At 72.5% G+C, this 19900-nt stretch carries 20 protein-coding genes; 5 read left to right on the top strand and 15 right to left on the bottom strand.

Annotation, left to right across the window (positions count from 1 at the left end; all coding sequences use genetic code 11):
- Positions 1-56 precede the first annotated feature (56 nt).
- Positions 57-2717, bottom strand: a complete 2661-nt coding sequence (locus ACLBYB_RS12960; RefSeq protein WP_447699013.1) for an ABC transporter transmembrane domain-containing protein — start codon at positions 2715-2717, stop codon at positions 57-59.
- A 415-nt stretch (positions 2718-3132) separates the two neighbouring features.
- Here ACLBYB_RS12960 and typA point away from each other — a divergent pair, with 415 nt between their 5' ends.
- Both typA and ACLBYB_RS12950 read left to right on the top strand, forming a co-directional pair.
- On the top strand, positions 3133-4956 hold the full coding sequence (typA, locus tag ACLBYB_RS12955) for a translational GTPase TypA (protein WP_020093051.1): 1824 nt from the start codon (positions 3133-3135) through the stop codon (positions 4954-4956).
- 148 nt (positions 4957-5104) lie between these two features.
- Entirely contained in the window at positions 5105-5356 is a 252-nt protein-coding gene (locus tag ACLBYB_RS12950) for an RAG2 PHD domain containing protein (protein WP_419544807.1), read from the top strand.
- Between the two features lie 50 nt (positions 5357-5406).
- Here the strand turns inward: ACLBYB_RS12950 and ACLBYB_RS12945 are convergent, their stop codons facing one another.
- The 5 genes from ACLBYB_RS12945 to cysK form a co-directional block, all read right to left on the bottom strand.
- The gene (locus ACLBYB_RS12945; protein ID WP_020093053.1) at positions 5407-5565 is read right to left on the bottom strand and encodes a hypothetical protein; all 159 of its coding nucleotides are present in this window, start codon (positions 5563-5565) and stop codon (positions 5407-5409) included.
- Positions 5562-5876 carry a hypothetical protein gene (locus ACLBYB_RS12940; protein ID WP_447699012.1) on the bottom strand — a complete coding sequence of 105 codons (315 nt, stop codon included), beginning with the start codon at positions 5874-5876 and terminating at the stop codon, positions 5562-5564. The genes ACLBYB_RS12945 and ACLBYB_RS12940 overlap by 4 nt, the downstream gene beginning before the upstream one ends.
- Positions 5876-6055 carry a hypothetical protein gene (locus ACLBYB_RS12935; protein ID WP_331297759.1) on the bottom strand — a complete coding sequence of 60 codons (180 nt, stop codon included), beginning with the start codon at positions 6053-6055 and terminating at the stop codon, positions 5876-5878. Before ACLBYB_RS12935 ends, ACLBYB_RS12940 begins: the two co-directional genes overlap by 1 nt.
- Positions 6056-6136: 81 nt before the next feature.
- The gene (locus ACLBYB_RS12930; RefSeq protein WP_091680527.1) at positions 6137-6640 is read right to left on the bottom strand and encodes a hypothetical protein; all 504 of its coding nucleotides are present in this window, start codon (positions 6638-6640) and stop codon (positions 6137-6139) included.
- Positions 6641-6962: 322 nt separating this feature from the next.
- A complete protein-coding gene (cysK, locus tag ACLBYB_RS12925) occupies positions 6963-7937 on the bottom strand; it encodes a cysteine synthase A (RefSeq protein WP_070999936.1) in 975 nt (324 codons plus the stop codon).
- A 230-nt stretch (positions 7938-8167) separates the two neighbouring features.
- Between cysK and ACLBYB_RS12920 the strand changes: the two genes are divergently transcribed.
- The gene (locus ACLBYB_RS12920; RefSeq protein ID WP_447699061.1) at positions 8168-9166 is read left to right on the top strand and encodes a TAXI family TRAP transporter solute-binding subunit; all 999 of its coding nucleotides are present in this window, start codon (positions 8168-8170) and stop codon (positions 9164-9166) included.
- Positions 9167-9178: 12 nt separating this feature from the next.
- On the opposite strand, the gene ACLBYB_RS12915 is transcribed toward ACLBYB_RS12920, so the two are convergent.
- A complete protein-coding gene (locus tag ACLBYB_RS12915) occupies positions 9179-9715 on the bottom strand; it encodes a GcrA family cell cycle regulator (protein WP_026604914.1) in 537 nt (178 codons plus the stop codon).
- A gap of 509 nt (positions 9716-10224) precedes the next feature.
- Here ACLBYB_RS12915 and ACLBYB_RS12910 point away from each other — a divergent pair.
- Positions 10225-11412: a patatin-like phospholipase family protein gene (locus ACLBYB_RS12910; protein ID WP_447699011.1), complete on the top strand. Its 1188-nt coding sequence runs from the start codon at positions 10225-10227 to the stop codon at positions 11410-11412.
- 53 nt (positions 11413-11465) lie between these two features.
- Here ACLBYB_RS12910 and ACLBYB_RS12905 read toward each other — a convergent pair whose 3' ends face one another.
- The 3 genes from ACLBYB_RS12905 to ACLBYB_RS12895 form a co-directional block, all read right to left on the bottom strand.
- Positions 11466-11594: a hypothetical protein gene (locus tag ACLBYB_RS12905; RefSeq protein ID WP_012320301.1), complete on the bottom strand. Its 129-nt coding sequence runs from the start codon at positions 11592-11594 to the stop codon at positions 11466-11468.
- Between the two features lie 95 nt (positions 11595-11689).
- Complete coding sequence (gene pyk / locus ACLBYB_RS12900; protein WP_447699010.1) at positions 11690-13102, bottom strand: pyruvate kinase; 1413 nt, start codon at positions 13100-13102, stop codon at positions 11690-11692.
- 152 nt (positions 13103-13254) lie between these two features.
- Positions 13255-13749, bottom strand: a complete 495-nt coding sequence (locus ACLBYB_RS12895; protein WP_100251872.1) for an SRPBCC family protein — start codon at positions 13747-13749, stop codon at positions 13255-13257.
- Between the two features lie 155 nt (positions 13750-13904).
- Between ACLBYB_RS12895 and ACLBYB_RS12890 the strand changes: the two genes are divergently transcribed.
- Positions 13905-15197: a lytic murein transglycosylase gene (locus ACLBYB_RS12890; protein WP_447699009.1), complete on the top strand. Its 1293-nt coding sequence runs from the start codon at positions 13905-13907 to the stop codon at positions 15195-15197.
- A 7-nt stretch (positions 15198-15204) separates the two neighbouring features.
- Here ACLBYB_RS12890 and ACLBYB_RS12885 read toward each other — a convergent pair whose 3' ends face one another.
- The 5 genes from ACLBYB_RS12885 to ACLBYB_RS12865 all read right to left on the bottom strand — a co-directional run bounded on the left by ACLBYB_RS12885 (position 15205) and on the right by ACLBYB_RS12865 (position 19896).
- Positions 15205-15993, bottom strand: coding sequence for an aldolase (locus ACLBYB_RS12885; RefSeq protein WP_447699008.1), 789 nt, complete (start codon positions 15991-15993; stop codon positions 15205-15207).
- A gap of 94 nt (positions 15994-16087) precedes the next feature.
- Entirely contained in the window at positions 16088-17104 is a 1017-nt protein-coding gene (locus ACLBYB_RS12880; protein ID WP_447699007.1) for a 5-oxoprolinase subunit C family protein, read from the bottom strand.
- The gene (locus tag ACLBYB_RS12875) at positions 17104-17838 is read right to left on the bottom strand and encodes a 5-oxoprolinase subunit B family protein (protein ID WP_103985238.1); all 735 of its coding nucleotides are present in this window, start codon (positions 17836-17838) and stop codon (positions 17104-17106) included. Before ACLBYB_RS12875 ends, ACLBYB_RS12880 begins: the two co-directional genes overlap by 1 nt.
- Positions 17835-18596, bottom strand: a complete 762-nt coding sequence (locus tag ACLBYB_RS12870) for a 5-oxoprolinase subunit PxpA (RefSeq protein WP_100251877.1) — start codon at positions 18594-18596, stop codon at positions 17835-17837. Before ACLBYB_RS12870 ends, ACLBYB_RS12875 begins: the two co-directional genes overlap by 4 nt.
- Positions 18597-18624: 28 nt before the next feature.
- Positions 18625-19896: an MFS transporter gene (locus ACLBYB_RS12865; protein ID WP_056533220.1), complete on the bottom strand. Its 1272-nt coding sequence runs from the start codon at positions 19894-19896 to the stop codon at positions 18625-18627.
- Positions 19897-19900 lie beyond the last annotated feature (4 nt).

Below are 19900 nucleotides of genomic sequence, written 5' to 3'. Positions count from 1 at the left end.
GACGGGCAGCCCTGTAAACCGCCGGCCGCGCCCCGCGCGGACCGGTCACGCTTACGTCATTCCGCCGCCGCGCGCAGGCGCGCTTCGGCACTCCGGTCGGCACTCTGGATCGGCAGGCGCGCGGGGAACCGGGCCGGGTCGGATTCCGGCGACAGGCTCGCCACGAGGCTCGCCCGGGGCAGGGCGGTCTCGGTCACGTCGAGCAGCGTGTCGACGCCCCGCTCCAGGTGCTCGTCCACCCGGTCGACCACGAGGATCTCCGGCTCGCGCAGGATCGCCCGCGCGAGGCCGACCCGCACCCGCACGCGCTCGGCGAGCGCCTGCCCTCGGTTGCCGACCTCCTTCTCGAGGCCGCGCCGCTGGATCGGCCGCTCCAGGTCGAACTCCCGGAACACCGCGCGGGCCTCCTTCTGGATCAGCGCCTCGCCGTGCATCCGCGCCGTGTCGATGCGGCCGAAGAGCAGGTTGTCGAGGACGGTGCTGCGCGGGTTGATCCGGTTCGGGTCGTAGGATTCGACGTCGCAGCCGTCGTCGCCGTGCATGAAGCCCTGCACGACCGCCCGCGCGCCGACCATGCGCTTGGCCAGGGTCTCGTCGAGCAGCCCGAAGCGCATCCGCGGCTCGACATAGGCGAGGGCCAGCGCCAGGAAGGCCACGCTGTCGGTCTCGCTCAGCCGCCCGTCCTCGGGCAGGCGCGCGAGCCGGCGCAGGTAGTCGGGCAGCGCGTCCGGGGTGATCAGCGAGAACCGCCGGAACAGCGGGTGGCCTGGCGGCACGTCGGCGAAGATGTCCTTGAGGTTGCTGGCGATGGCGACGCCCATCCGGTCGAGCTCGTCGAGGAGCTTCACCTTGTCCAGCGCGTCGCGGAACAGGGGGACGCCGGCGAGGCGGCGCGGATCCGTCAGCGTCGGGTCGCGGGGGACGCCGAACAGCAGGTTCTCCCCGACGGTGGCCTGCTCGTTGTAGTGGCCCCGGGCGAAGGGGATCACGAGGTCGGCGAGACCCTTCTGGGCGAAATGCTCGCGCAGGTGCTCCCGCGCCGCGATCATGCGCTGGCCCACCGGCGTGTCGTGGGCGACCGAACTCAGGGCGCCGAGCCCGAACCGGTAGAGCTCGTCGCCGAGGTCGAGCCGGCCTAGCAGGTCGAGCAGGCGCTCGTCGAGCTCGTCGGCATCCCGGACGCCGAGGCGCTTGAAGTCGATCCAGGGGTCCTCGACGCTGTCGCAGGGGTTGCCGGTCTTCACCGCCTCGTTGATCCGCGCCTTGCTGAGGTCGAGGCTCTTGGTGCGCAGCGGGTGCACGCGCAGCCCGTAGAGGACGTTGTCGCGCAGCGTCCCGGGGAACAGCACGGGCTGGACGCCCGCGTAGGCGATGCGCCGCGCGTGGTCGCGGCGCGGCAGCGTCGAGAGGTCGTGCTCGCCGATCCGGACCGTGCCCCCGGGCGGCGCCTGGAGCCCGGCGAGCACGCGGATGAATTCCTGCGCGATCGCCCCGGGCGGGACCAGGGCGACCTGCCCGGGGAGGCGCACCTCCGCGTCGCCGACCTCGATCAGGGACCCGCCCTGCGGATCGCGCAGCTGCAGGCCCTCGAGCCGCAGCGGCCCGCCGAGCCGGGGCGCCGCGCGCTCGGATTCGTGCTCGGCCGGCAGGAGGCGCTGCGGGCCGAAATGCGCCGCCACGGTCTCGTACTTGACCTCGACGTCGAGGCGCTGCTGGTCCCAGTCGATCAGCTCCTTGAGGGGCGGCGGCAGGTCCCGGTAGGCGGCCAGGACCGCCACGAGCTGGCCGATGTCGAGCTGGCCCTTCAGGGCGAAGTAGCCGCCGATCGCGTAGAACAGGAACGGCGTCACCTGCGCGAGCAGGTTGTTGAGGTATTTGACCGCGAACTTGCGGCGGTAGATCCGCAGGCGCAGGTCGTAGAGCCGGTAGAGGCGGCCGCCGATCTCCGCGCGTTCCCAGCGGCCGGTGTCATTCAGCGTCACCGCCTGCAGGCCGTCGAGCACCTCGGCGACGCGCCCGGCCAGGGCGCGGGACGCGATCTGGCGCTGGCGGCTGAGACGGATGATCTCCCGCCGCAGCCGCGGGATCACGGTCATCTGCACGGCGACCATGCCGCCGGCCGCGATGCCGAGCCAGATGTTCTGCATCATGATGAAGGCCAGCGCCGTCGCGGCCTGCGTGCCCAGGAACACCGGCACCACGATCGCGTCGCCGATGAAGGAGCCGATCGGCTCGACCTCGTCCCGGATGATCGTCGCGGTCTCGGAGGATTTCACCTCCCGCTGCGTCTCCGGGGAGAAGCGCAGCATCAGCGAGAACAGCTGGAACCGCAGGCGGCGCAGCATCCGCTCGCCGAGAATGCCCTTCTGGAGGTTGATCCAGAACTTGAACGCGCCGTTGATCAGGACGAGGCTGAGGAACAGCGTCGACAGGCTGAGCAGCAGCTCGAACCGGTCGAGCTGGAACCCCTCGAACAGGTGCGTCTTGCCGCCGCCCAGGAAGGCGGGCCACTCGACGGTGAGCTCGAGGAACGGCGCGGTCGCCTCGCCGTGCGCGTAGGCCTTCCCCGTGATCGCGTCGTTGACGATGCGCTTCGGCAGGTCGAGCGAGGCGAAATAGAACGGGAGCGACGCCAGCACGACGGCGCAGATCCGGAGCTGCGCGACCTTGGAGTAGCGCCAGATATACGGGAACAGCCGCGGCTCAAGCGCGCGCATCGTGTCCTTCCGACGAAAGCCCGCCCTGGCGGCCCGACGGCCGAATCGCCGCAGCCGGACGCCTGATCCTGGTCGATACGCTACCCGAGGGATCCGGTTTCATCCAATACAGCCCGATAAACGCGGCTTTCCGCCGGTCGCGGTGTCGTCGCGCCGTCATATAGGGCAACCGGCGCCGGAGCGCGCGCGCGGAGCAGCCCTGCGCCCGCGGCCAGGAGGCGTGCGGCGCCGGATCCCGACGCCGGTCTTCCCCCAGCAATCCCGGCCACGCGAGGCCCCCATGACCTCAGCGGCCTTGCCCAAGCGCGCGCGTCCTTATATTGCGACGCAACCACCACGACTCCGTACCTGAACCGGCGCGGACGGCCGCGCCGCGCGGCCGCCAGGGAGCCGGCACAACCCGTTTCGGGCCGCCATGAAACTGCGCAACATCGCCATCATCGCTCACGTCGACCACGGCAAGACGACCCTCGTCGACAAGCTGCTGGCCCAGTCCGGCACCTTCCGCGAGAATCAGCGGGTCGAGGAGCGGGCGATGGACTCCAACGACCTCGAGAAGGAGCGTGGCATCACGATCCTCGCCAAGGCAACCTCGGTCGTCTGGAAGGACACCCGCGTCAACATCGTCGACACCCCCGGCCACGCCGATTTCGGCGGTGAGGTCGAGCGCATCCTGTCGATGGTCGACGGCGTGATCGTGCTGGTGGACGCCGCCGAGGGGCCGATGCCCCAGACCAAGTTCGTGGTCGGCAAGGCGCTCAAGATCGGCCTGCGCCCGATCGTGGCGATCAACAAGGTCGACCGTCCGGACGCGCGGATCAACGAGGTCGTGAACGAGGTGTTCGACCTGTTCGCCGCCCTCGACGCCACCGACGAGCAGCTCGACTTTCCGATCCTCTACGGGTCGGGCCGCAACGGCTGGATGGCCGACAGCCCGGACGCGGACCCGTCGGTCGGCCTCGAGCCGCTGTTCGACCTCGTGCTCAAGCACGTGCCGCCGGCCCGGACCGAGGAGGGGCCGTTCCGGATGCTCGGCACCCTGCTCGAGGCCAACCCGTTCCTCGGCCGCATCATCACCGGCCGGATCGCCGCGGGCTCGGTAAAGCCGAACCAGCAGATCAAGGTGCTCGACCGTCACGGCAAGGTCGTCGAGACCGGCCGCGTGTCGAAGATCCTCGCCTTCCGCGGCCTGGAGCGCGCGCCGATCGACATCGGCGAGGCGGGCGACATCGTGTCGATCGCCGGTCTGATCAAGGGCACCGTCGCCGACACCTTCTGCGACCCGCAGGTCGAGACCCCGATCCAGGCGCAGCCGATCGATCCGCCGACCGTGACGATGTCGTTCATCGTCAACGACAGCCCGCTCGCCGGCACCGAGGGCGACAAGGTCACGAGCCGCATGATCCGCGACCGCCTGTTCAAGGAGGCCGAGGGCAACGTCACGCTCAAGATCGAGGAGGCGGCCGACAAGGACAGCTTCTACGTCTCGGGCCGCGGCGAGCTGCAGCTCTCGATCCTGATCGAGACCATGCGCCGCGAGGGCTTCGAGATCGCCGTGTCGCGGCCGCGGGTCGTGTACGAGCGCGACGAGGCCGGCGGCCTGCTGGAGCCGATCGAGGAGGTCGTGATCGACGTCGACGAGGAGCATTCCGGCGTCGTCGTCCAGAAGATGTCCGAGCGGAAGGCCGAGATGCTGGAGATGCGGCCCTCCGGCGGCAACCGCCTGCGCCTCGTGTTCCACGCCCCGACCCGCGGCCTGATCGGCTACCAGGGCGAGCTGCTCACCGACACCCGCGGCACCGCGATCATGAACCGGCTGTTCAAGGCGTACGAGCCCTACAAGGGCGAGATGCCGGGCCGGCGCAACGGCGTGCTGATCTCCAACGACCAGGGTGAGGCCGTGGCCTACGCCATGTGGAACCTGGAGGACCGCGGCCCGATGATGATCGAGCCGGGCTGGAAGGTGTACCAGGGCATGATCGTCGGCGAGCACAACCGCGAGAACGACCTCGAGGTGAACGTGCTCAAGGGCAAGAAGCTCACCAACATCCGCACCACCTCGAAGGACGAGGCCGTGCGCCTCACCCCGCCGATCCGGATGACCCTGGAGCGCTCGCTGGCCTGGATCCAGGACGACGAGCTCGTCGAGGTGACGCCGAAGTCGATCCGCCTGCGCAAGGCCATCCTCGACCCGAACGACCGCAAGCGGGCCGAGCGGTCGAAGGAGAACGCCGCCTGAGGCGCGCGACCGTCACCGATCGTGAACGACCGGCAACCGGGCGCTCAGGCCCGGTTGCTGATGTGGCCCTTAGTCCTGGCCGCTCTCGGACCCATCGAACCCTTATGCCGGGGGCAATACTTCGATGGGGCGGACTCGAGAGGCCCGCGTGAACCCCGTGACACCGATGCCCGTCGCGCTGAACCCGCTTCCGTCGCTCGCGCAGGCCGCCGCCGCGCCGCCCTCATACCTCGTCGGCCAGGACGGCGAGGGTCACTGGGTCGCCGTCGAGACCGGTGGGCGTGCCGGAGGCATCTTCCGCAGCCGCCAGGACGCGATCCGCTACGCCTGCGTCGAGACCGGCTGCCGTCCCGGCGACGTCCCGCTGGCTTCCGGGCCGATCCCCTTCCGTCTCTCCTGAGCCGCGCGCCGCCGCGCGGGGGATGCCGCCGCGGCGGCATCCCGGTCGCGTCAGCTGCCTCCGGGATCGGTCTCGTCGTTCTGCGTTCCGCCGGCGGGCGTCCCCTGGCCGGGCTTGCCCTCCGTCTTCTCATTCGGGTCCTTGACCGCGTCGGGGGCGACGTTCTTCGGCTTGTCCGGCTGCGCGCCGGTCTCGCGACGCTCGGTCATTCCCGATTCTCCCGCTCCGCCCGGTAGTGCCCGCCCGCGACCTTCGTGTCGGCGGCCGGACCCCGCGAGGCCTTCTGGTCCGAGTGGCCGCCCGAGGAGCCGCCGACCGCCGGCGGCGCGCGCCCGGGCTCTCCGGCCGCGCCCCATTCCGCCTTCGGTTCGGTCCGCGGCGCCTCGCCGGAGCCCATGTCGGTGATCGCCGCCTGATCGGCCGTCTGATGGCCGCCCCCGGCGGGCGGGCTCCCGCGCGAACCGACCTTGTCGTCGGGCTTGCGGGTGACCGTGCCGGATTCGCTCGTCGGCCTGACCATCAGCGCTTCCCGTCGTCCTGGCCGACGGCGGCGGTGGCGCGGTCGATCGCCTCGCCGAGATCCGTGTCGGACCGCGCCTTGTCCTCCATCTGGCCGAGCTTCTCGCGCGGCGTCTCGGTCTCGTTGGCCACCGCGGCCTCGGCACCCTCCCGCGCGGGTCGTCCGGTCTGGTCTGTCATGGCTCGCCTCTCTGCCTCTTCGGGAGACAACGGAGGCGGCCGGGGAGGGTTGCGCGAACTGGGCGACCGGAGGCGGTCGGTTCAGGTCTCCGGCCCGACGATCCGGGGCAGGACGGCCTGCATGAGGCGCCGCGCCGCATCCTCCGCGGCCCCGCGATCCGATGCCCGCGCCTCGATCGTCAGCAGATCGCCGTCCCGGAGGATGACCGCGGTGGCACCCGCGCCGCCGTCCAGCGCGTACACGCTCAACCAGCCGATCGCCGGGCCGGCGGGCAGGGCCGAGAGCCGGCAATCCGGATTGCGCCGCACGCAGAGCGCCTCGAGCGCCGCGAGGGTCGTCCTGCCTGAGCGGACCCGGGCCTCGGTCCCGTCCGTCAGTCGGCCGAGCCGCAACGCGATCGTCGGGGCGCCCGCGCAGGCGGCGCAGTGCAGGCCGAGCTGCCCGGCCTCCGCCCGCGCCGTGGCCGCCGGTCCGAGCGCCGATCGGGCGGCTTCGGCCAGGCCGGTCAGGTCGTGGACCGCGAAGCCCTGGGCCATCGCCGCTTGAGCCCAGAGGCCGAACACGAGAAGCAGGAGGCCGCGCATGAGATCGTCACTGTCCGTTCGTCGGCCGGCGTTAGCGGAGAGTTTTTCCGGCGTCCAGGCACGGCAGATCGCAGTGTTGATCCGAAATTTTCGCCCAAAACTCAGTATTGTGCTGCGAATAAGTTCTGAGAGAGACAGATACTGATCAAAGAAAAATGATTTTATGACTGTGATCAAATGAAAAATTTCGTGGGTCGCGACGATCGTGTCCGTCCCCGGCGGACCGGAAGCGCGCGCGGATCCACATCGCCGCGATCCGCGCCGGTGCGATTCGATCAGCGCTCCGTAGGGGAGCGGCCCGAAGGCCGCTCCGATGGCCGGTTCAGCCGATCCCGTCGAACAGCGCCGAGGAGATGTAGCGCTCGGCGAACGAGCAGGCGACCGTCACGATCCGCTTGCCCTGGAACTCGGGGCGCTTGGCCAGCTCCAGCGCGGCGGCGACGTTGCCGCCGGTGGAGATGCCGCCGGGGATGCCCTCCAGCCGGGCGAGCGCCCGGGAGGTCTCGAACGCCGCCTGGTTGGTGACCTTCAGGACGCCGTCGAGGATGTTGGTGTGCAGGTTGTCGGGGATGAACCCGGCGCCGATGCCCTGGATCTTGTGCGGGCCGGGCTGGCCGCCGGAGATCACCGGGCTGTCCTCCGGCTCCACCGCGAAGACCTTCAGGTTCGGCAGGCGCGGCTTCAGCACCTCGCCGACGCCCGTCACGGTGCCACCGGTGCCGACGCCGGCCACGAACGCGTCGAGCTGGCCGCCCGTGTCGCTCCAGATCTCCTCGGCGGTGGTCTTCCGGTGGATCTCCGGGTTGGCCGGGTTGGAGAATTGCTGCGGCATGACCGAGCCCGGGATCTCCTTCAGGAGCTCCTCGGCCTTGGCGATCGCGCCCTTCATGCCCTGCGCGCCCGGCGTGAGCGCCAGCTCCGCACCCAGGAAGGCGAGCATCTTGCGCCGCTCCAGCGACATCGTCTCGGGCATCACCAGGATGAGCCGGTAGCCGCGGGCCGCCGCCGTGAAGGCGAGGGCGATGCCGGTGTTGCCCGAGGTCGGCTCGACCAGCGTGCCGCCGGGCTGGAGCTTCCCGGAGGCCTCCAGGGCGTCGATCATGTTGACGCCGATGCGGTCCTTCACGCTGGCGATCGGGTTGAAGAACTCGAGCTTCAGCAGGATCTCGGCGTCGACGCCGTGCTCCTTGGGCAGCCGGTTCAGGCGCACCAGAGGGGTGTTGCCGATCGTCTCGGTGATCGAGCCGTAGACACGGCCGTGGCCGACCTTCGCCGGTGCGTTGAGGGTATCGGCCATCGCGGAACTCCTGCTCGTGGTGACGGATCGGACAGATGTCGTATCCGGGAGAGGCCCCGCCAAGGGATCGCCCTCGCGTGGGGAGGCTTGACCGGCCCGGACGGGAGGCTGCGATATCGCGTTGCCGCGGCCGGAGCAATCGGGCTAAGTGCCGTTGCCGAAAGTTCTTTCCGGAATTGGGCGAACTTTCGCGGCGGGGTGGAAGACCTTTATTGAGCGGCCCGTTCCTGATGGAATTCTATTCTCCAGCCCGTCCGGCCGCGGCCGGCGCTGCCCGACCATCCTGCCCGACGGGCGGACGGGGCCTCCCCCTTCGGCCGACTCGTCGGGCCGCTCTGCTGGCGGGCCTCGGGCTGGTCCTGGCGCGGCCGGCGCGGGCCGCCGAGGCGCTCCGCGTCGTGCTCGCCACCGCGACGCCGGGCGGCGGCTTCCCGGCCTTCGGGGAGGCCTTCGCCGGCGCGGTCGCGGCCGCGGACCCGGCCCTGACCGTCGAGCGGCGCGCCACCGGCGGGTCGTCCGAGAATGTCGGCCTCCTCCGCGCCGGCCGCGTCGATCTCGGCCTCGTGCAGGGCGAGTACGCCTACCCGGCCCTCGCCGAGGGCGGCGGCCTGACCGTCCTGGCGCCGATGTACCCGACGCCGGGCCTGTTCGTGGTGCCGGCGACCAGCGCGATCCGCTCGGTGGCGGACCTGCGCGGGCGCAGGGTCGTGCTCGGCACGCACAAGTCCGGGCTGACCGTCATGGGCCGCAGCGTCCTCGGCGCCTCGGGCCTCGATCCCGAGCGCGACATCAGCCCGATCCTCCTCGACCGGGCCGGCGACGGCCCGGGCCTGGTGCGGGAGGGCCGCGCCGACGCGCTCTGGGGCGGCGGCCTCGATTGGCCGGGCTTCCACGCCCTGGCCGCGGATCCGGGCGGGGCCCGCTTCTTCGGACCGTCCGAGGCGGCCATCGCGCGCCTCGCGCAGGTCGGCGCAGCGACACGGCGCCTCACGGTTCCGGCCGGCAGCTTCGCCGGGCAGGCGGAGCCGATCGCGACGGTAGGGTCCTGGAGCTTCGTGATCGCGCGGCCCGGCCTCGACGAGGAGACGGCCTACCGGATCGTCCGGGCGCTGGCGCGGACGGAGCTCACCGAAGCGCAGCCGAGGAACCTCGTCGGCCTGGTCCCGGCGGACCAGGTCAATCCCGGGACCGCCCGCGTCCTCCGCGAAGCCGGCGTCACGCTGCGCTGACGGCGCGGCGGCTCAGCGGAACGAGGCGACGCGGCGATCGCGCTTCCGCTCGGCGGCGGGCTGGTAGGCGATCTCGGCGTGGTGGGTGCAGTACGGCAAGCCGGTGATGGAGCGGGCGCCGCAGAAGCGGAATTCCGGCGTCGTCGGGTCGCCGAGGGGCCAGCGGCACATGGATTCCCGGAGGTCCATGATGGTGACGCGCTCCGACACCGCGAGGGCCACGGGCGCGGGCGCCGCGGCCGGCGCGGGCGCCGGGAAGTCCGGGGCCGGACGGTGGGCCAGGATCGCGACCGGCTCGGGCGCCTGCGTCTCGACCACCGCGATAGCGGTCTCGATCTCGACCGTCTTCGACGGCGGGACGGCGGTGGCGGCTTCCTCGCCGCCGCGGGCGCGACCGGCCAGACCCAGGCGGTGGACCTTGCCGATCACCGCGTTGCGGGTGACGCCGCCGAGTTGCGCCGCGATCTTGCTGGCGCTCTGCCCGTCTTCCCACAGGCGGCGCAGCAGCGCCACGCGATCGTCCGTCCAGCCGAGACCCGCTTCCATCATCCCCTCCGCCCCCTGCGGCTCGGCCGCGTTCCCGAAGGCCAGTCCGCGTCTTCCAGGCCGACAGGAGCCGTTATCCCGGCCGACCGTGTCGCCGCGCAGACCGCGCCCCCGCGCACCGGCTGCCGCATCGCGTGCGACACCCTGTCTCGCCAGGCCACGGGGGAACCCTAGCGCGGCGCTCGCGAACGTTGCAAGGGCGGGCGGTCGCCGGGCACGGGCCGCCGCGACGCCTGTCCACCGGCAATGACCCGGGCCGGCCCGGGTCGGCCGGGTCCGGCGCGATCCTGCGCGGCCCCGGCGCGGTCCCGCCGGTGTCCGGTACGGCGCCGCACCGTCCGGGCCGCCGGCCGCAGCGGCCACGCTTGCGCCCCGATCGCGTGGGATCGTGACCCCACCGCAACAGCGCGGCCTTATCGTTCCTCCGAAGCCGGCTAAGACGGAACAGGCGATACGGCCAAGCTCGTTCCGTGTGGCAGAGTGGGCGCGTTTCGCGGTTCGAGGAAGTGACGATGGGTGTTCGTCAGGTCAGCCTGCGCATGGCGGTGGCGTTCGGGCTGGCGGGTCAGGTCGCGGCCTGCGGCAGCGTTCCGCGGACCCCCTACAGTGCCGAGCAGGCGGCCTTCGCCACCGTGCCGGGCATCCCCGGCGCGCGCGTCTTCGCGGACGCGTCGGTGGACACGATCGCGGCGCTCGCCGCCAATCCGGAGCGGCGCCTCAAGGGCTTCACCTACCTGGCCCTGTCGGGCGGCGGCGGCGACGGCGCCTACGGGGCGGGCGTGCTCAACGGCTGGACGGCGTCCGGCAAGCGGCCCGAATTCACCCTGGTCTCCGGCGTCTCGACGGGCGCGCTGATCGCGCCCTTCGCCTTCCTGGGTTCGGCCTACGACCCCTACCTGACCGAGTTCTACACGAGCGGCGTCGCCAGCGAGCTGGTGGCCTCGCCGAACCTGGCCAACGTGCTGTTCGGCTCGGGCCTGTTCGGCGACGGGCGCCTGCGCAACCTCATCGACCGCTACGTCACGGACGACCTCCTCAAGGCCGTGGCCGAGGAGCACGCGAAGGGCCGGCGCCTGCTGGTCGTCACGACGAACCTCGATTCCCAGCGCGCGGTGATCTGGAACATGGGCGCCATCGCGGCGAGCGGGGTGCCCAACGCCCGCCAGCTGTTCCGCGACGTGCTGGCGGCCTCGGCCAGCATCCCGGCGGTGTTCCCGCCCCAGTTCATCGACGTCTCGGCCGGCGACGCGCGCTTCCAGGAGATGCATGTCGACGGCTCGGTGGTGACCCCCGTCTTCACCCTGCCGCAGACCCTGCTGCTGCGCGACGGGCGGATCCGCACCGGCGGCAAGGCCGAGATCTACGTGGTGATCAACGGCCGCCTGGAGCCGGAATTCGAGGTGACGAAGGACAACACGCTCTCGATCGTCGAGCGCTCCTTCACCACCGCGAGCCGCGCCCGCTCCCGCGCGACGCTGACGGCGACCTACGCGCTGGCCCGCACCAACGGCATCGGCTTCAATCTCACCTACATCGACGAGAACGGCCCCAAGGCGTCCGCCGCGAAGGGCTTCGACACCGCCTACATGCGGGCCCTGTACGAGGCCGGTTACGAGAAGGGCCGGACCGGCACCTTCTGGCAGCACTCGATCCCCGCCGCGCCGGTGCTCAGGGAGACCGCCAGCGCCGTGGCGAACTGATCGCCGGACGGTGCTGCCGCGCGCCCCGTCCGGGCGCGCGGCGGACGGGGCCGCTACTTGCCCAGGATCTTCGTCACGAGGCGGCCGAGCGGCGTCGCCGTGCTGGCGTTCCGGTCGTCCCGGTCGACGGGGCGGTTCTCGTTGCCGAGGATCTTTGTGACGATGCGTCCGATCAGGTTCATGGGTCGGCCCTCCGGTATCGCGCCCAAATGGCGCAGCTTCCCCAACAACGGGTCAGGCGCGGGCCGCGTTCCAGCCCGGCGCCCGATCGGGCGCCTCAGACCTGCATCAGGCGGATGTTGTTGGTGTTGCCCGCCGTGTGGAACGGGATGCCGGCGGTGACCACGATGACGTCGTTCGGCCGCGCGAAGCCTTCGTCCCGGGCGTGGTGGCAGGCCTTCGAGGTCATCTCCTCGTAGCTGTCGACGTCCTCCGTCAGGACGCTGTGCGCCCCCCAGAGCAGGCTCAGCCGCCGCGAGGTCGCGACGTTGGGGGTCAGGGCCAGGATCGAGGCCGCGGGCCGCTTGCGCGCGACCCGGGCGGCCGTCGTCCCGCTCGCCGTGTAGGCGACGATGGCCGCGGCGCGCACCGCCTCGGCGAGGTCGGCAGTGGCGGTCGCCACGGCGTGGGGCGGCGTCTCCTCCTCGCCCGGCTCCGAGGCCGCGACGATCGAATGGTAGAGCTTGTGGCCCTCCACGCTCCGGATGATCCGGTCCATCATCGCCACCGCTTCGACCGGGTAGCGGCCGGTCGCGGATTCCGCCGAGAGCATCACGGCGTCGGCGCCGTCGTAGATGGCGGTGGCGACGTCCGACGCCTCCGCCCGGGTGGGCGCCGGGGCATTGACCATCGAGTCGAGCATCTGGGTCGCCACCACGACGGGCTTCACGGCGAGCCGGCAGGCCCGGATCAGCTCCTTCTGCCGCCCCGGCACGTCCTCGTGCGGGATCTCGACGCCGAGATCGCCGCGGGCGACCATCACGGCGTCGGAGAGCCGGATGATGTCGTCGATCCGCTCCAGCGCCTGCGGCTTCTCGATCTTCGACATGATGCCGGCGCGGTCGCCGATGATCCCCCGCGCCTCGATGACGTCGGACGGCTTCTGGACGAACGACAGGGCGACCCAGTCGACGCCGAGGTCGAGCCCGAAGGCGAGGTCCGCCCGGTCCTTCTCGGTCAGCGGCGACAGGTCCAGCAGCGTGCCCGGCAGGTTCACGCCCTTGCGGTTCGAGATCGGCCCGCCGGTGACGACCTCGGCGGTGATGGAGGTCCGCTCGGGCCCGGTGACCCGCACCCGAACCCGCCCGTCGTCGATGAGGAGCTCCTGGCCCGGCACGACGGCGTCGAAGATCTCCGGGTGGTGCAGCGGGATCGCCTGCTTGTCGCCGTCCGCGCCGTCGAGGACGAAGCGCACCGTCTCGCCGGCCTGGAGATCGAGCCGGCCGCCCTGGAGCGTGCCGATGCGGATCTTCGGCCCCTGGAGATCCTGCAGGATGCCGATCGGCCGGCCGACCTCCTTCTCGAGGGCGCGGATGGCCGCGTGGACCTTGGCGTGATCCGCCTGGACGCCGTGGCTGAAATTGAGCCGGAACGTGTCGACGCCGGCGAGGAACAGGGCGCGGAGCTGGTCCGGGGCGGAACTGGCGGGACCGACGGTGGCGACGATCTTGGCGTGGCGGTGACGGCGCATGCGGGTCTCGGCCTCCTGAGGCTGCCTCTGGGAATCGAGCCGGGCGCTCGGTCGCGCCGACGGCGCTCACATCGGTCCGCGACGGCCCCGCGGCGAGGCCTCGCGGCGCCCGGCGGGCGATTTTTCGCGCGGCGGGCCGATTCGGCGGGAGGCTATCTGGCCGCCTCGCGGGCGATTCCGGCAAGCCCGGCGTCGAACACGCCCGTGATGTCGGCGACGGCGTCGGCGTCGCTCATGCCCTCGGCGTCGAAGGTCGCGCTCCAGATCACCGTGGAGCCCGCGCCGTCGCGACGGACCGCCAGCGTCGCGTTGTAGGCGCGCACCGGCAGGGGCCCCTGGATGAAGCTGTAGCTGTAGCTCATGCCGGTCTCGTCGCGCGCGGTCTCGACCTCGGCGATCGTGCCCTTGCCGCCCTTCACCACGAGGCCGCGGATCTGCGCGCGGATGCCGTCATCCTCGTCCTCGCCCGACAGGATGCAGCGCTGGACCTGCGGGTGCCAGTGCTGGATCGCGCAGAAATCGCCGACCAGCGCCCAGACCGCGGCGGGCGGGGCCGGGATGTCGCGGCTGCGGGTGACCTCCAGGGCGCTGGCCGGTCCGGCGGCTAGGACGGCCGCGCCGATCGCCGTCAGGGAAGCGGGATGCATCACGGGTCGGTCTCCGGTCCGCCGGGCTGATGTGACGCGACTTGGAGCGCCGCCCGGCCGCGGCGAGCCCCGGGGCCGCGACGGACCGCGTCTCGAAGGTGTCGCTGCCGGCGCGGTATGCTACGCCGCGCCCGTCAGGATCACCGGACATGCCCATGGACGATCGCGCTGCGCCGAAGCGGCCCGCGACCCGGAGCGGCGCCGCGCGCGCGGCCCTGACGACCGGCGCCGCGCTCGTCATCGGCACGGCCATGCCGGCGCTCGCCGCGGGGTCGGACCCGTCGCCGCCGGCCGCGCCGCAGGCTTTCGAGGCCTGCCGGGCCGACCTGATCGCCTGGGTCACGGCCCGCGCCGTGCCGCAGGGCCTCGCCGAGGCGCAGCTCGCCGCGCTCAACCCCGACCCGGACGTGATCGCCGCGACCCAGAGCCAGGGCGAGTTCGTCCGTCCGATCTGGGACTACATCGAGGCCAGCGTCACGCCGGCCCGCGTCGAGGCCGGTCTGCGCAAGCTCACCGAGCACGCCGACACGCTCGCCGCCATCGAGGCCAAGTACGGGGTCGACCGCCACGTCCTGGTGGCGTTCTGGGGGGTCGAATCGAGCTACGGCGCCGTGCTCGACAACCCGGCGGTGGTGAAGCCGGTCGTCCGCTCGCTCGCGACGCTCGGCTGCAGCGATCCCGCCCGGGCGACCTACTGGCGCGACGAGCTGGCGGCGGCGCTCCAGATCCTGGCCTGGAACCAGGCGCCCCTGGACCGGATGCCGGCGGGGCTGACCGGGTCCTGGGCCGGCGCCATGGGGCACACGCAGTTCATGCCCAGCGTCTACCAGCGCGAGGCGGTCGATTTCGACGGCGACGGCCGGCGCGACATCTGGACCTCGGTGCCGGACGCCCTCGCGTCGACGGCGAACTATCTTCGCAGCCACGGCTGGAAGCACGGCGCGGGATGGGGCAGCGAGGCGGTGCTGCCCGAGACCTTCGACGCGGCGCTCGCCGACGAGACGACGGTCCGCACCGTCGCGGCGTGGCGGGCGCTCGGCGTGAGGCCCGCCCGCGACCGCGCCCTGCCGGACACGGCCGAGGCGACCCTGATCCTGCCCGCCGGGATCCGCGGCCCCGCCTTCCTGCTGCAGCCGAACTTCGCGGTGATCCTCCGCTACAACACGGCCCTGTCCTACGCGCTGACCGTCGCGCTCCTGTCGGACCGCCTGCGCGGCGACCCGGGCCTGGTGCACGACTGGCCGCGGGGCGACCGGCCCCTCACCGGCGACGAGCGGCGCGACCTGCAGACCCGCCTGACGGAGCGCGGCTTCGCCACCGGCGGGGTCGACGGCAAGATCGGCCCGAAGACGCGGGCGGCGCTGCGCGCCTTCCAGGGGTCGGTCGGCCTGCCGCCGGACGGTTACGCCGACGCCGCGCTGCTGGACCGGGTCCGGGCCGCGCCCTGACGGGCGCTCACGCCAGGAAGGCGGGCTCGTCCCGGGCCAGAACCCGCTTGACGCTCTCCAGATGGAGGCGGGCGCTCTCGGCGCGCCCGGCCGCCTCCTGGGCCGCCACGCGCTGTACGATCGCCTCGGGCACGGCCTTGAGCGCCTGCCCCGTGCTCATGGCCAGGACCTGCGCCTGTGCGGCGCGCTCCAGGTAGTAGAGGTCGTCCCAGGCCTCCGCGATCGTCTCGCCCAGCACCATCACGCCGTGGTTCTTCAGGAACACGACGTCCGCCTCGCCGGCGCTCTCGGCGATCCGCCGGCCCTCGGACGAATCGAGCGCGAGACCGTTGTAATCCTCGTCCACCGCGATCCGGCCGTAGAAGCGCAGCGCCGTCTGGCCCGCCCACACCAGGGGCTCGCCCTCCAGCATGGCCAGGGCCGTGGAATAGGGCATGTGGGTGTGGAACGCGGCCCGGGCGCGGGGCTTCAGCCGGTGCAGCTCGGCGTGGATGTGGAAGGCGGTGGCCTCGGGCTGGCCGTCGCCCTCGAGGACGTTGCCGTGGAAGTCGCAGAGGAGAAGGCTCGACGCGGTGACCTCCGCGAAGGCGAGGCCGTAGGGATTGACCAGGAACAGGTCGGGCCGCTCCGGCAGCACCGCCGAGAAGTGGTTGCAGATGCCCTCTTCCAGACCGTTGCGCGCGGCCCAGCGCAGGCAGGCGGCGAGGTCGACCCGGGCGCGGCGCACGCTGTCGGCGTTCAGGGGCTCGTTGCTGCGGGCGGGCGGGGTTCCCGGGGCGGTAACGGCGTGCGCCATGCGTGCGGGCTTTCCTGTGTCGGGGTTCGGGCCGGGGACTCGACCGGTCCCGCCACTCTAGACGCTCGCTCGCCCCTGCGCAGCCGCTCCGCGCTCAGGCGCGGCCGTCCGTGACGCCGCCGACGAGATTGAGGCCGAGCAGGAAGTCCGACGCGAAATCCGTGCGGATGACCGGCTCGCGCGGGACCGCCTCGCGCAGGAGATCGCGCTCGGCGCGGCGCGCCGCGACCGCCTCCGCCACCGAGACGCGCCGGAACGACAGGCTCGCCCCGCCCCGGACCTGCGCCAGCCGCCCGAGATCCGGCCCGATGACCGTGGCGATCTTCGGGTAGCCGCCGGTGGATTGCCGGTCGGCCATCAGGATGATCGGCAGGCCGTTGCCGGGGACCTGGATCGCCCCCATGGCGACGCCGTCCGAGACGATGTCGTGCCCCTTGGCGTGCCTCAGCGGCGTGCCGTCGACGAAGCAGGCCATCCGGTCGCCCCGCGGCGAGACCGTCCAGGGACCGGCCAGGAACGCCGCGATCTGGTCGGGCGCGAAGTAGTCGTCCTGCGGGCCCAGCACGACCCGGATCTCCCGGCCGTCCCGGGCGAGCCAGGGCGCGACGAGCCGCTGCGGCGCTCCGTCCGCCGTCCGGCCCTCGGCGACGGGGAGGCGGTCGCCCGCGGCGAGGCCGCGCCCGTCGAGGCCGCCGAGCCCCGAGCGGGTATGGGTCGCCGCCGATCCCAGGACCGGCGCCACGTCGAGCCGCCCGGCGACCGCGAGGTAGCCCCAGGCGCCGGCATCGCCGGCCCGCACGACGAGGGTCTGGCCGGGCTCCAGGGCGAGCGCGACCGTGTCGGGCAGGGGCACGCCGTCCAGCGCGATGCGGAAGCCCGGCGCCAGCAGGGCGATCCCGACGGCGCCATCCTCCGCCGAGACGGTGACGCCGCCGGTGGAGATCTCGATGGCGGTGGCGTCGAGGGGGTTCGACGCCGCCCGGTTGGCGGCGGCGTGCATCAGCGGGTCCATCGGGCCCGCGGCCGTGATGCCGTAGCGCAGGTAGCCGTGCCGGCCCCCGTCCTGCAGGGTGATGCCGGGCCCGGCGGAGTCGATGACGAGGGCGGGCATCAGCGCGCCTCCCCGCGGCGGGCCACCGGCTCGCCGGCCGCCTCGCGCGCCGTCAGGGCGTCGAAGGTCGCGGCATCGACGGGCTCGAAGCGGATCAGGTCGCCGGCGCCGACGAAGAAGCTCGGGTCGCGCTCCGGCGCGTAGAGGCGGGACGGCGTCGCGCCGATCACGTACCAGCCGGTCGGCATCGGCACGGTCGCCACCGCGGCGAGGCCGCCGCCGATCATGATGGCGTTGCGCGGGTGCGGCGGCCGCGGGCTCGCCCGCCGGGGCACCGCCAGGGGCTGCGGCAGGCCGCCGAGATAGGCGAAGCCCGGCGCGAAGCCGTACATGTAGACCCGGAACGTCGTGGCCGCGTGGGTCGACACCACAGTCTCCGGGCTCAGGCCGCTCCGCTCGGCGACCTGCGCGACGTCCTCACCGTGGGGGGCGTCGTAGCAGCAGGGCAGGGTCCAGAGTATCGGGCTCGCCGCGCGCGCGGTCGCGCCGGCCACCAGCGCCCGGACCCGCTCGGCGAGCGTCTCGCGGTCGAGCACCAGCGGGTCGTAGTGCAGCATCAGGGAGCGGTAGGTCGGCACGCGCTCGCGCAGCCCCTCCGGCGGGTCCGCCCCGAGGGCGTCGTCGAGGGCCAGGACCCGGTCGCTGATCGCCGGATCGACGGTGCTGCCGAACTCGACCACGAGGGCCGCCTCGCCGGCGTCGAGGAGGCGGGGCTCGTCCAGCGCCGCGCTCACGGCCGGAACGGCGCCAGCGTGACGCCCGCGCCCTCCAGCCGGGTCCGCACCGCCCGCGCCGTGGCGACGGCGTGGTCCGAATCGCCGTGGACGCAGATCGAGCGGATCGGCGTCGGCAGCGTTTGACCGTCGGCCGTGAGGATCGCGCCCGCCTCGACCATGCGCAGGACGCGGTCGGCCGCCTCGCCGGCATCGGTGATCATCGCGCCGGGCTGGCTGCGGGGGATCAAGAGGCCGCTCGGCGTGTAACCGCGATCGGCGAAGATCTCCTGGTGAACCTCGAGGCCGCAGGCCTCGCCCGCCGGCACCTGGGCGGTCAGCGCGATGGCGAGCAGCGCGAGCTCCCGGTCCACCGCGCGGACCGCGCGGGCGATGGCGTCGGCCACCGGCCGCTCCTCGGCGGCGACGTTGGCCAGCGCCCCGTGCGCCTTCACGTAGGTGATGCGGTGGCCGGCATACGCGGCGAGCGCCTGCGCGGCGCCGATCTGGTAGGCGACGAGCCGCTCGATCTCGGCGGGGCTGTAGGGCATCCGCCGCCGCCCGAAGCCCCAGAGGTCCGGGAAGCCCGGATGGGCGCCGACCGCCACGCCGCGCTCCTTCGCCAGTGCGAAGGTCCGGGCCATGATCTCGGGGTCGCCGGCGTGGAGGCCGCAGGCGACGTTGGCCGAGGTGACGATCCCGAGGATCGCCGCGTCGTCGCCGCAGGCGTAGGCGCCGTAGCCCTCGCCGAGGTCGGAATTCAGGTCCACGCTGGTCATCGCCGCCGCTCCGCGTGCCGATCGGGTCTCATAGGGCCGCAACGGGTTCCGGCTCGGCCGGATCCGCGCTGCGAGAATCGAGCGCGCGGCCCGCCGTCTCCGGCAAGAGAAGCGCCGCGACGATCACGAGGCAATAGGCGCCCGCCGCCACGACGCCGATGGCGATGCCGAGTGTCAGCGAGCCGCTGAGGTGGCCGACCACGGCGGGGCAGATCGCACCCGTGGCGCGGCCGAAATTGTAGCAGAAGCCCTGCGCGGAGCCGCGGATCCGGCTCGGGAACAGCTCGCTGAGGAAGGCGCCCATCCCGGAGAAGACGCCGGAGAGGAAGAAGCCGAGGGGGAAGCCCAGCACCAGCATCACCGGGTCGGTGATCGGGATCAGTGTGTAGGCCAGGACGAGGATACCCGCGCAGAAGCCGAACAGGACGAAGCCCAGGCGGCGCCCGATCCGGTCGGAGAGCCAGGCGCTGGTCAGGTACCCGACGAACGACCCGAAGATCAGCATCAGCAGGTAGCCGCTGGTGTTCAGGACCGAGAGGTTGCGCTCGGTCTTCAGGTAGGTCGGGAGCCACGTCGTCACCGCGTAGTAGCCGCCCTGCATGCCGGTCGCCAGCAGGCTCGCCAGCACGGTCCGGCCGATCAGCGGCCGGGAGAAGATGTCGAGGAAGCTGCCGGTGTCGCCGACGTCCCGCATGGCGGCGCGGGTCTGCCGGTAGACCTCGGGGTCCTCGATGTTGCGGCGGATCCAGAAGATCAGCACCGAGGGCAGGGCGCCGAGCCAGAACAGGATCCGCCACGCCACCGCCGGCTCCGCCAGGGCGAACACGGCCCAGAAGGCGATCGCCGCGCAGGCCCAGCCGACCGCCCAGCTCGACTGGACGAGCCCCACCGCCTTGCCGCGGTAGCGGGCCTGGATCGTCTCGGCGATCAGCACCGACCCCACCGACCACTCGCCGCCGAAGCCGAAGCCCTGCAGTGCGCGGGTCACGAGCAGCTGCTCGTAGGAATGGGTGAAGCCGCTGAGCACCGTGAACAGGGTGAACCAGGCGACAGTGCCCTGCAGGACGACGACCCGGCCGTAGCGGTCGGCCAGGATCCCGGCCGCCCAGCCGCCGATCGCCGAGGTCACCAGCGCGGCGGTCGCGATATTGCCGGCCTCGACCTTGGTCAGGCCCCAGACCACGACGAGGGTCGGGATCAGGAACGTGTAGATCATGTAGTCGAACGCATCGACGCCGTAGCCCGCGAAGGCCGCGCCCAGGACCCGGCGCTCCGCCGGACTCGTGTCTTTCACCCACATGGCG

Source organism: Methylobacterium sp. D54C, from assembly GCF_053345595.1.
Note: the sequence above shows the minus strand (reverse complement) of the source record. Positions and strands in the feature narration are given on the sequence as shown.

Bases quoted from the DNA above. Each gene is read 5' to 3' on its own strand.
- ACLBYB_RS12960 (WP_447699013.1), bottom strand. From the start codon at position 2,717: ATGCGCGCGCTTGAGCCGCGGCTGTTCCCGTATATCTGGCGCTACTCC.
- typA (WP_020093051.1), top strand. From the start codon at position 3,133: ATGAAACTGCGCAACATCGCCATCATCGCTCACGTCGACCACGGCAAG.
- ACLBYB_RS12945 (WP_020093053.1), bottom strand. From the start codon at position 5,565: ATGACCGAGCGTCGCGAGACCGGCGCGCAGCCGGACAAGCCGAAGAAC.
- ACLBYB_RS12940 (WP_447699012.1), bottom strand. From the start codon at position 5,876: ATGGTCAGGCCGACGAGCGAATCCGGCACGGTCACCCGCAAGCCCGAC.
- ACLBYB_RS12935 (WP_331297759.1), bottom strand. From the start codon at position 6,055: ATGACAGACCAGACCGGACGACCCGCGCGGGAGGGTGCCGAGGCCGCG.
- ACLBYB_RS12930 (WP_091680527.1), bottom strand. From the start codon at position 6,640: ATGCGCGGCCTCCTGCTTCTCGTGTTCGGCCTCTGGGCTCAAGCGGCG.
- cysK (WP_070999936.1), bottom strand. From the start codon at position 7,937: ATGGCCGATACCCTCAACGCACCGGCGAAGGTCGGCCACGGCCGTGTC.
- ACLBYB_RS12920 (WP_447699061.1), top strand. From the start codon at position 8,168: ATGGAATTCTATTCTCCAGCCCGTCCGGCCGCGGCCGGCGCTGCCCGA.
- ACLBYB_RS12915 (WP_026604914.1), bottom strand. From the start codon at position 9,715: ATGATGGAAGCGGGTCTCGGCTGGACGGACGATCGCGTGGCGCTGCTG.
- ACLBYB_RS12910 (WP_447699011.1), top strand. From the start codon at position 10,225: ATGGGTGTTCGTCAGGTCAGCCTGCGCATGGCGGTGGCGTTCGGGCTG.
- ACLBYB_RS12905 (WP_012320301.1), bottom strand. From the start codon at position 11,594: ATGAACCTGATCGGACGCATCGTCACAAAGATCCTCGGCAACGAGAAC.
- pyk (WP_447699010.1), bottom strand. From the start codon at position 13,102: ATGCGCCGTCACCGCCACGCCAAGATCGTCGCCACCGTCGGTCCCGCC.
- ACLBYB_RS12895 (WP_100251872.1), bottom strand. From the start codon at position 13,749: ATGCATCCCGCTTCCCTGACGGCGATCGGCGCGGCCGTCCTAGCCGCC.
- ACLBYB_RS12890 (WP_447699009.1), top strand. From the start codon at position 13,905: ATGGACGATCGCGCTGCGCCGAAGCGGCCCGCGACCCGGAGCGGCGCC.
- ACLBYB_RS12885 (WP_447699008.1), bottom strand. From the start codon at position 15,993: ATGGCGCACGCCGTTACCGCCCCGGGAACCCCGCCCGCCCGCAGCAAC.
- ACLBYB_RS12880 (WP_447699007.1), bottom strand. From the start codon at position 17,104: ATGCCCGCCCTCGTCATCGACTCCGCCGGGCCCGGCATCACCCTGCAG.
- ACLBYB_RS12870 (WP_100251877.1), bottom strand. From the start codon at position 18,596: ATGACCAGCGTGGACCTGAATTCCGACCTCGGCGAGGGCTACGGCGCC.
- ACLBYB_RS12865 (WP_056533220.1), bottom strand. From the start codon at position 19,896: ATGTGGGTGAAAGACACGAGTCCGGCGGAGCGCCGGGTCCTGGGCGCG.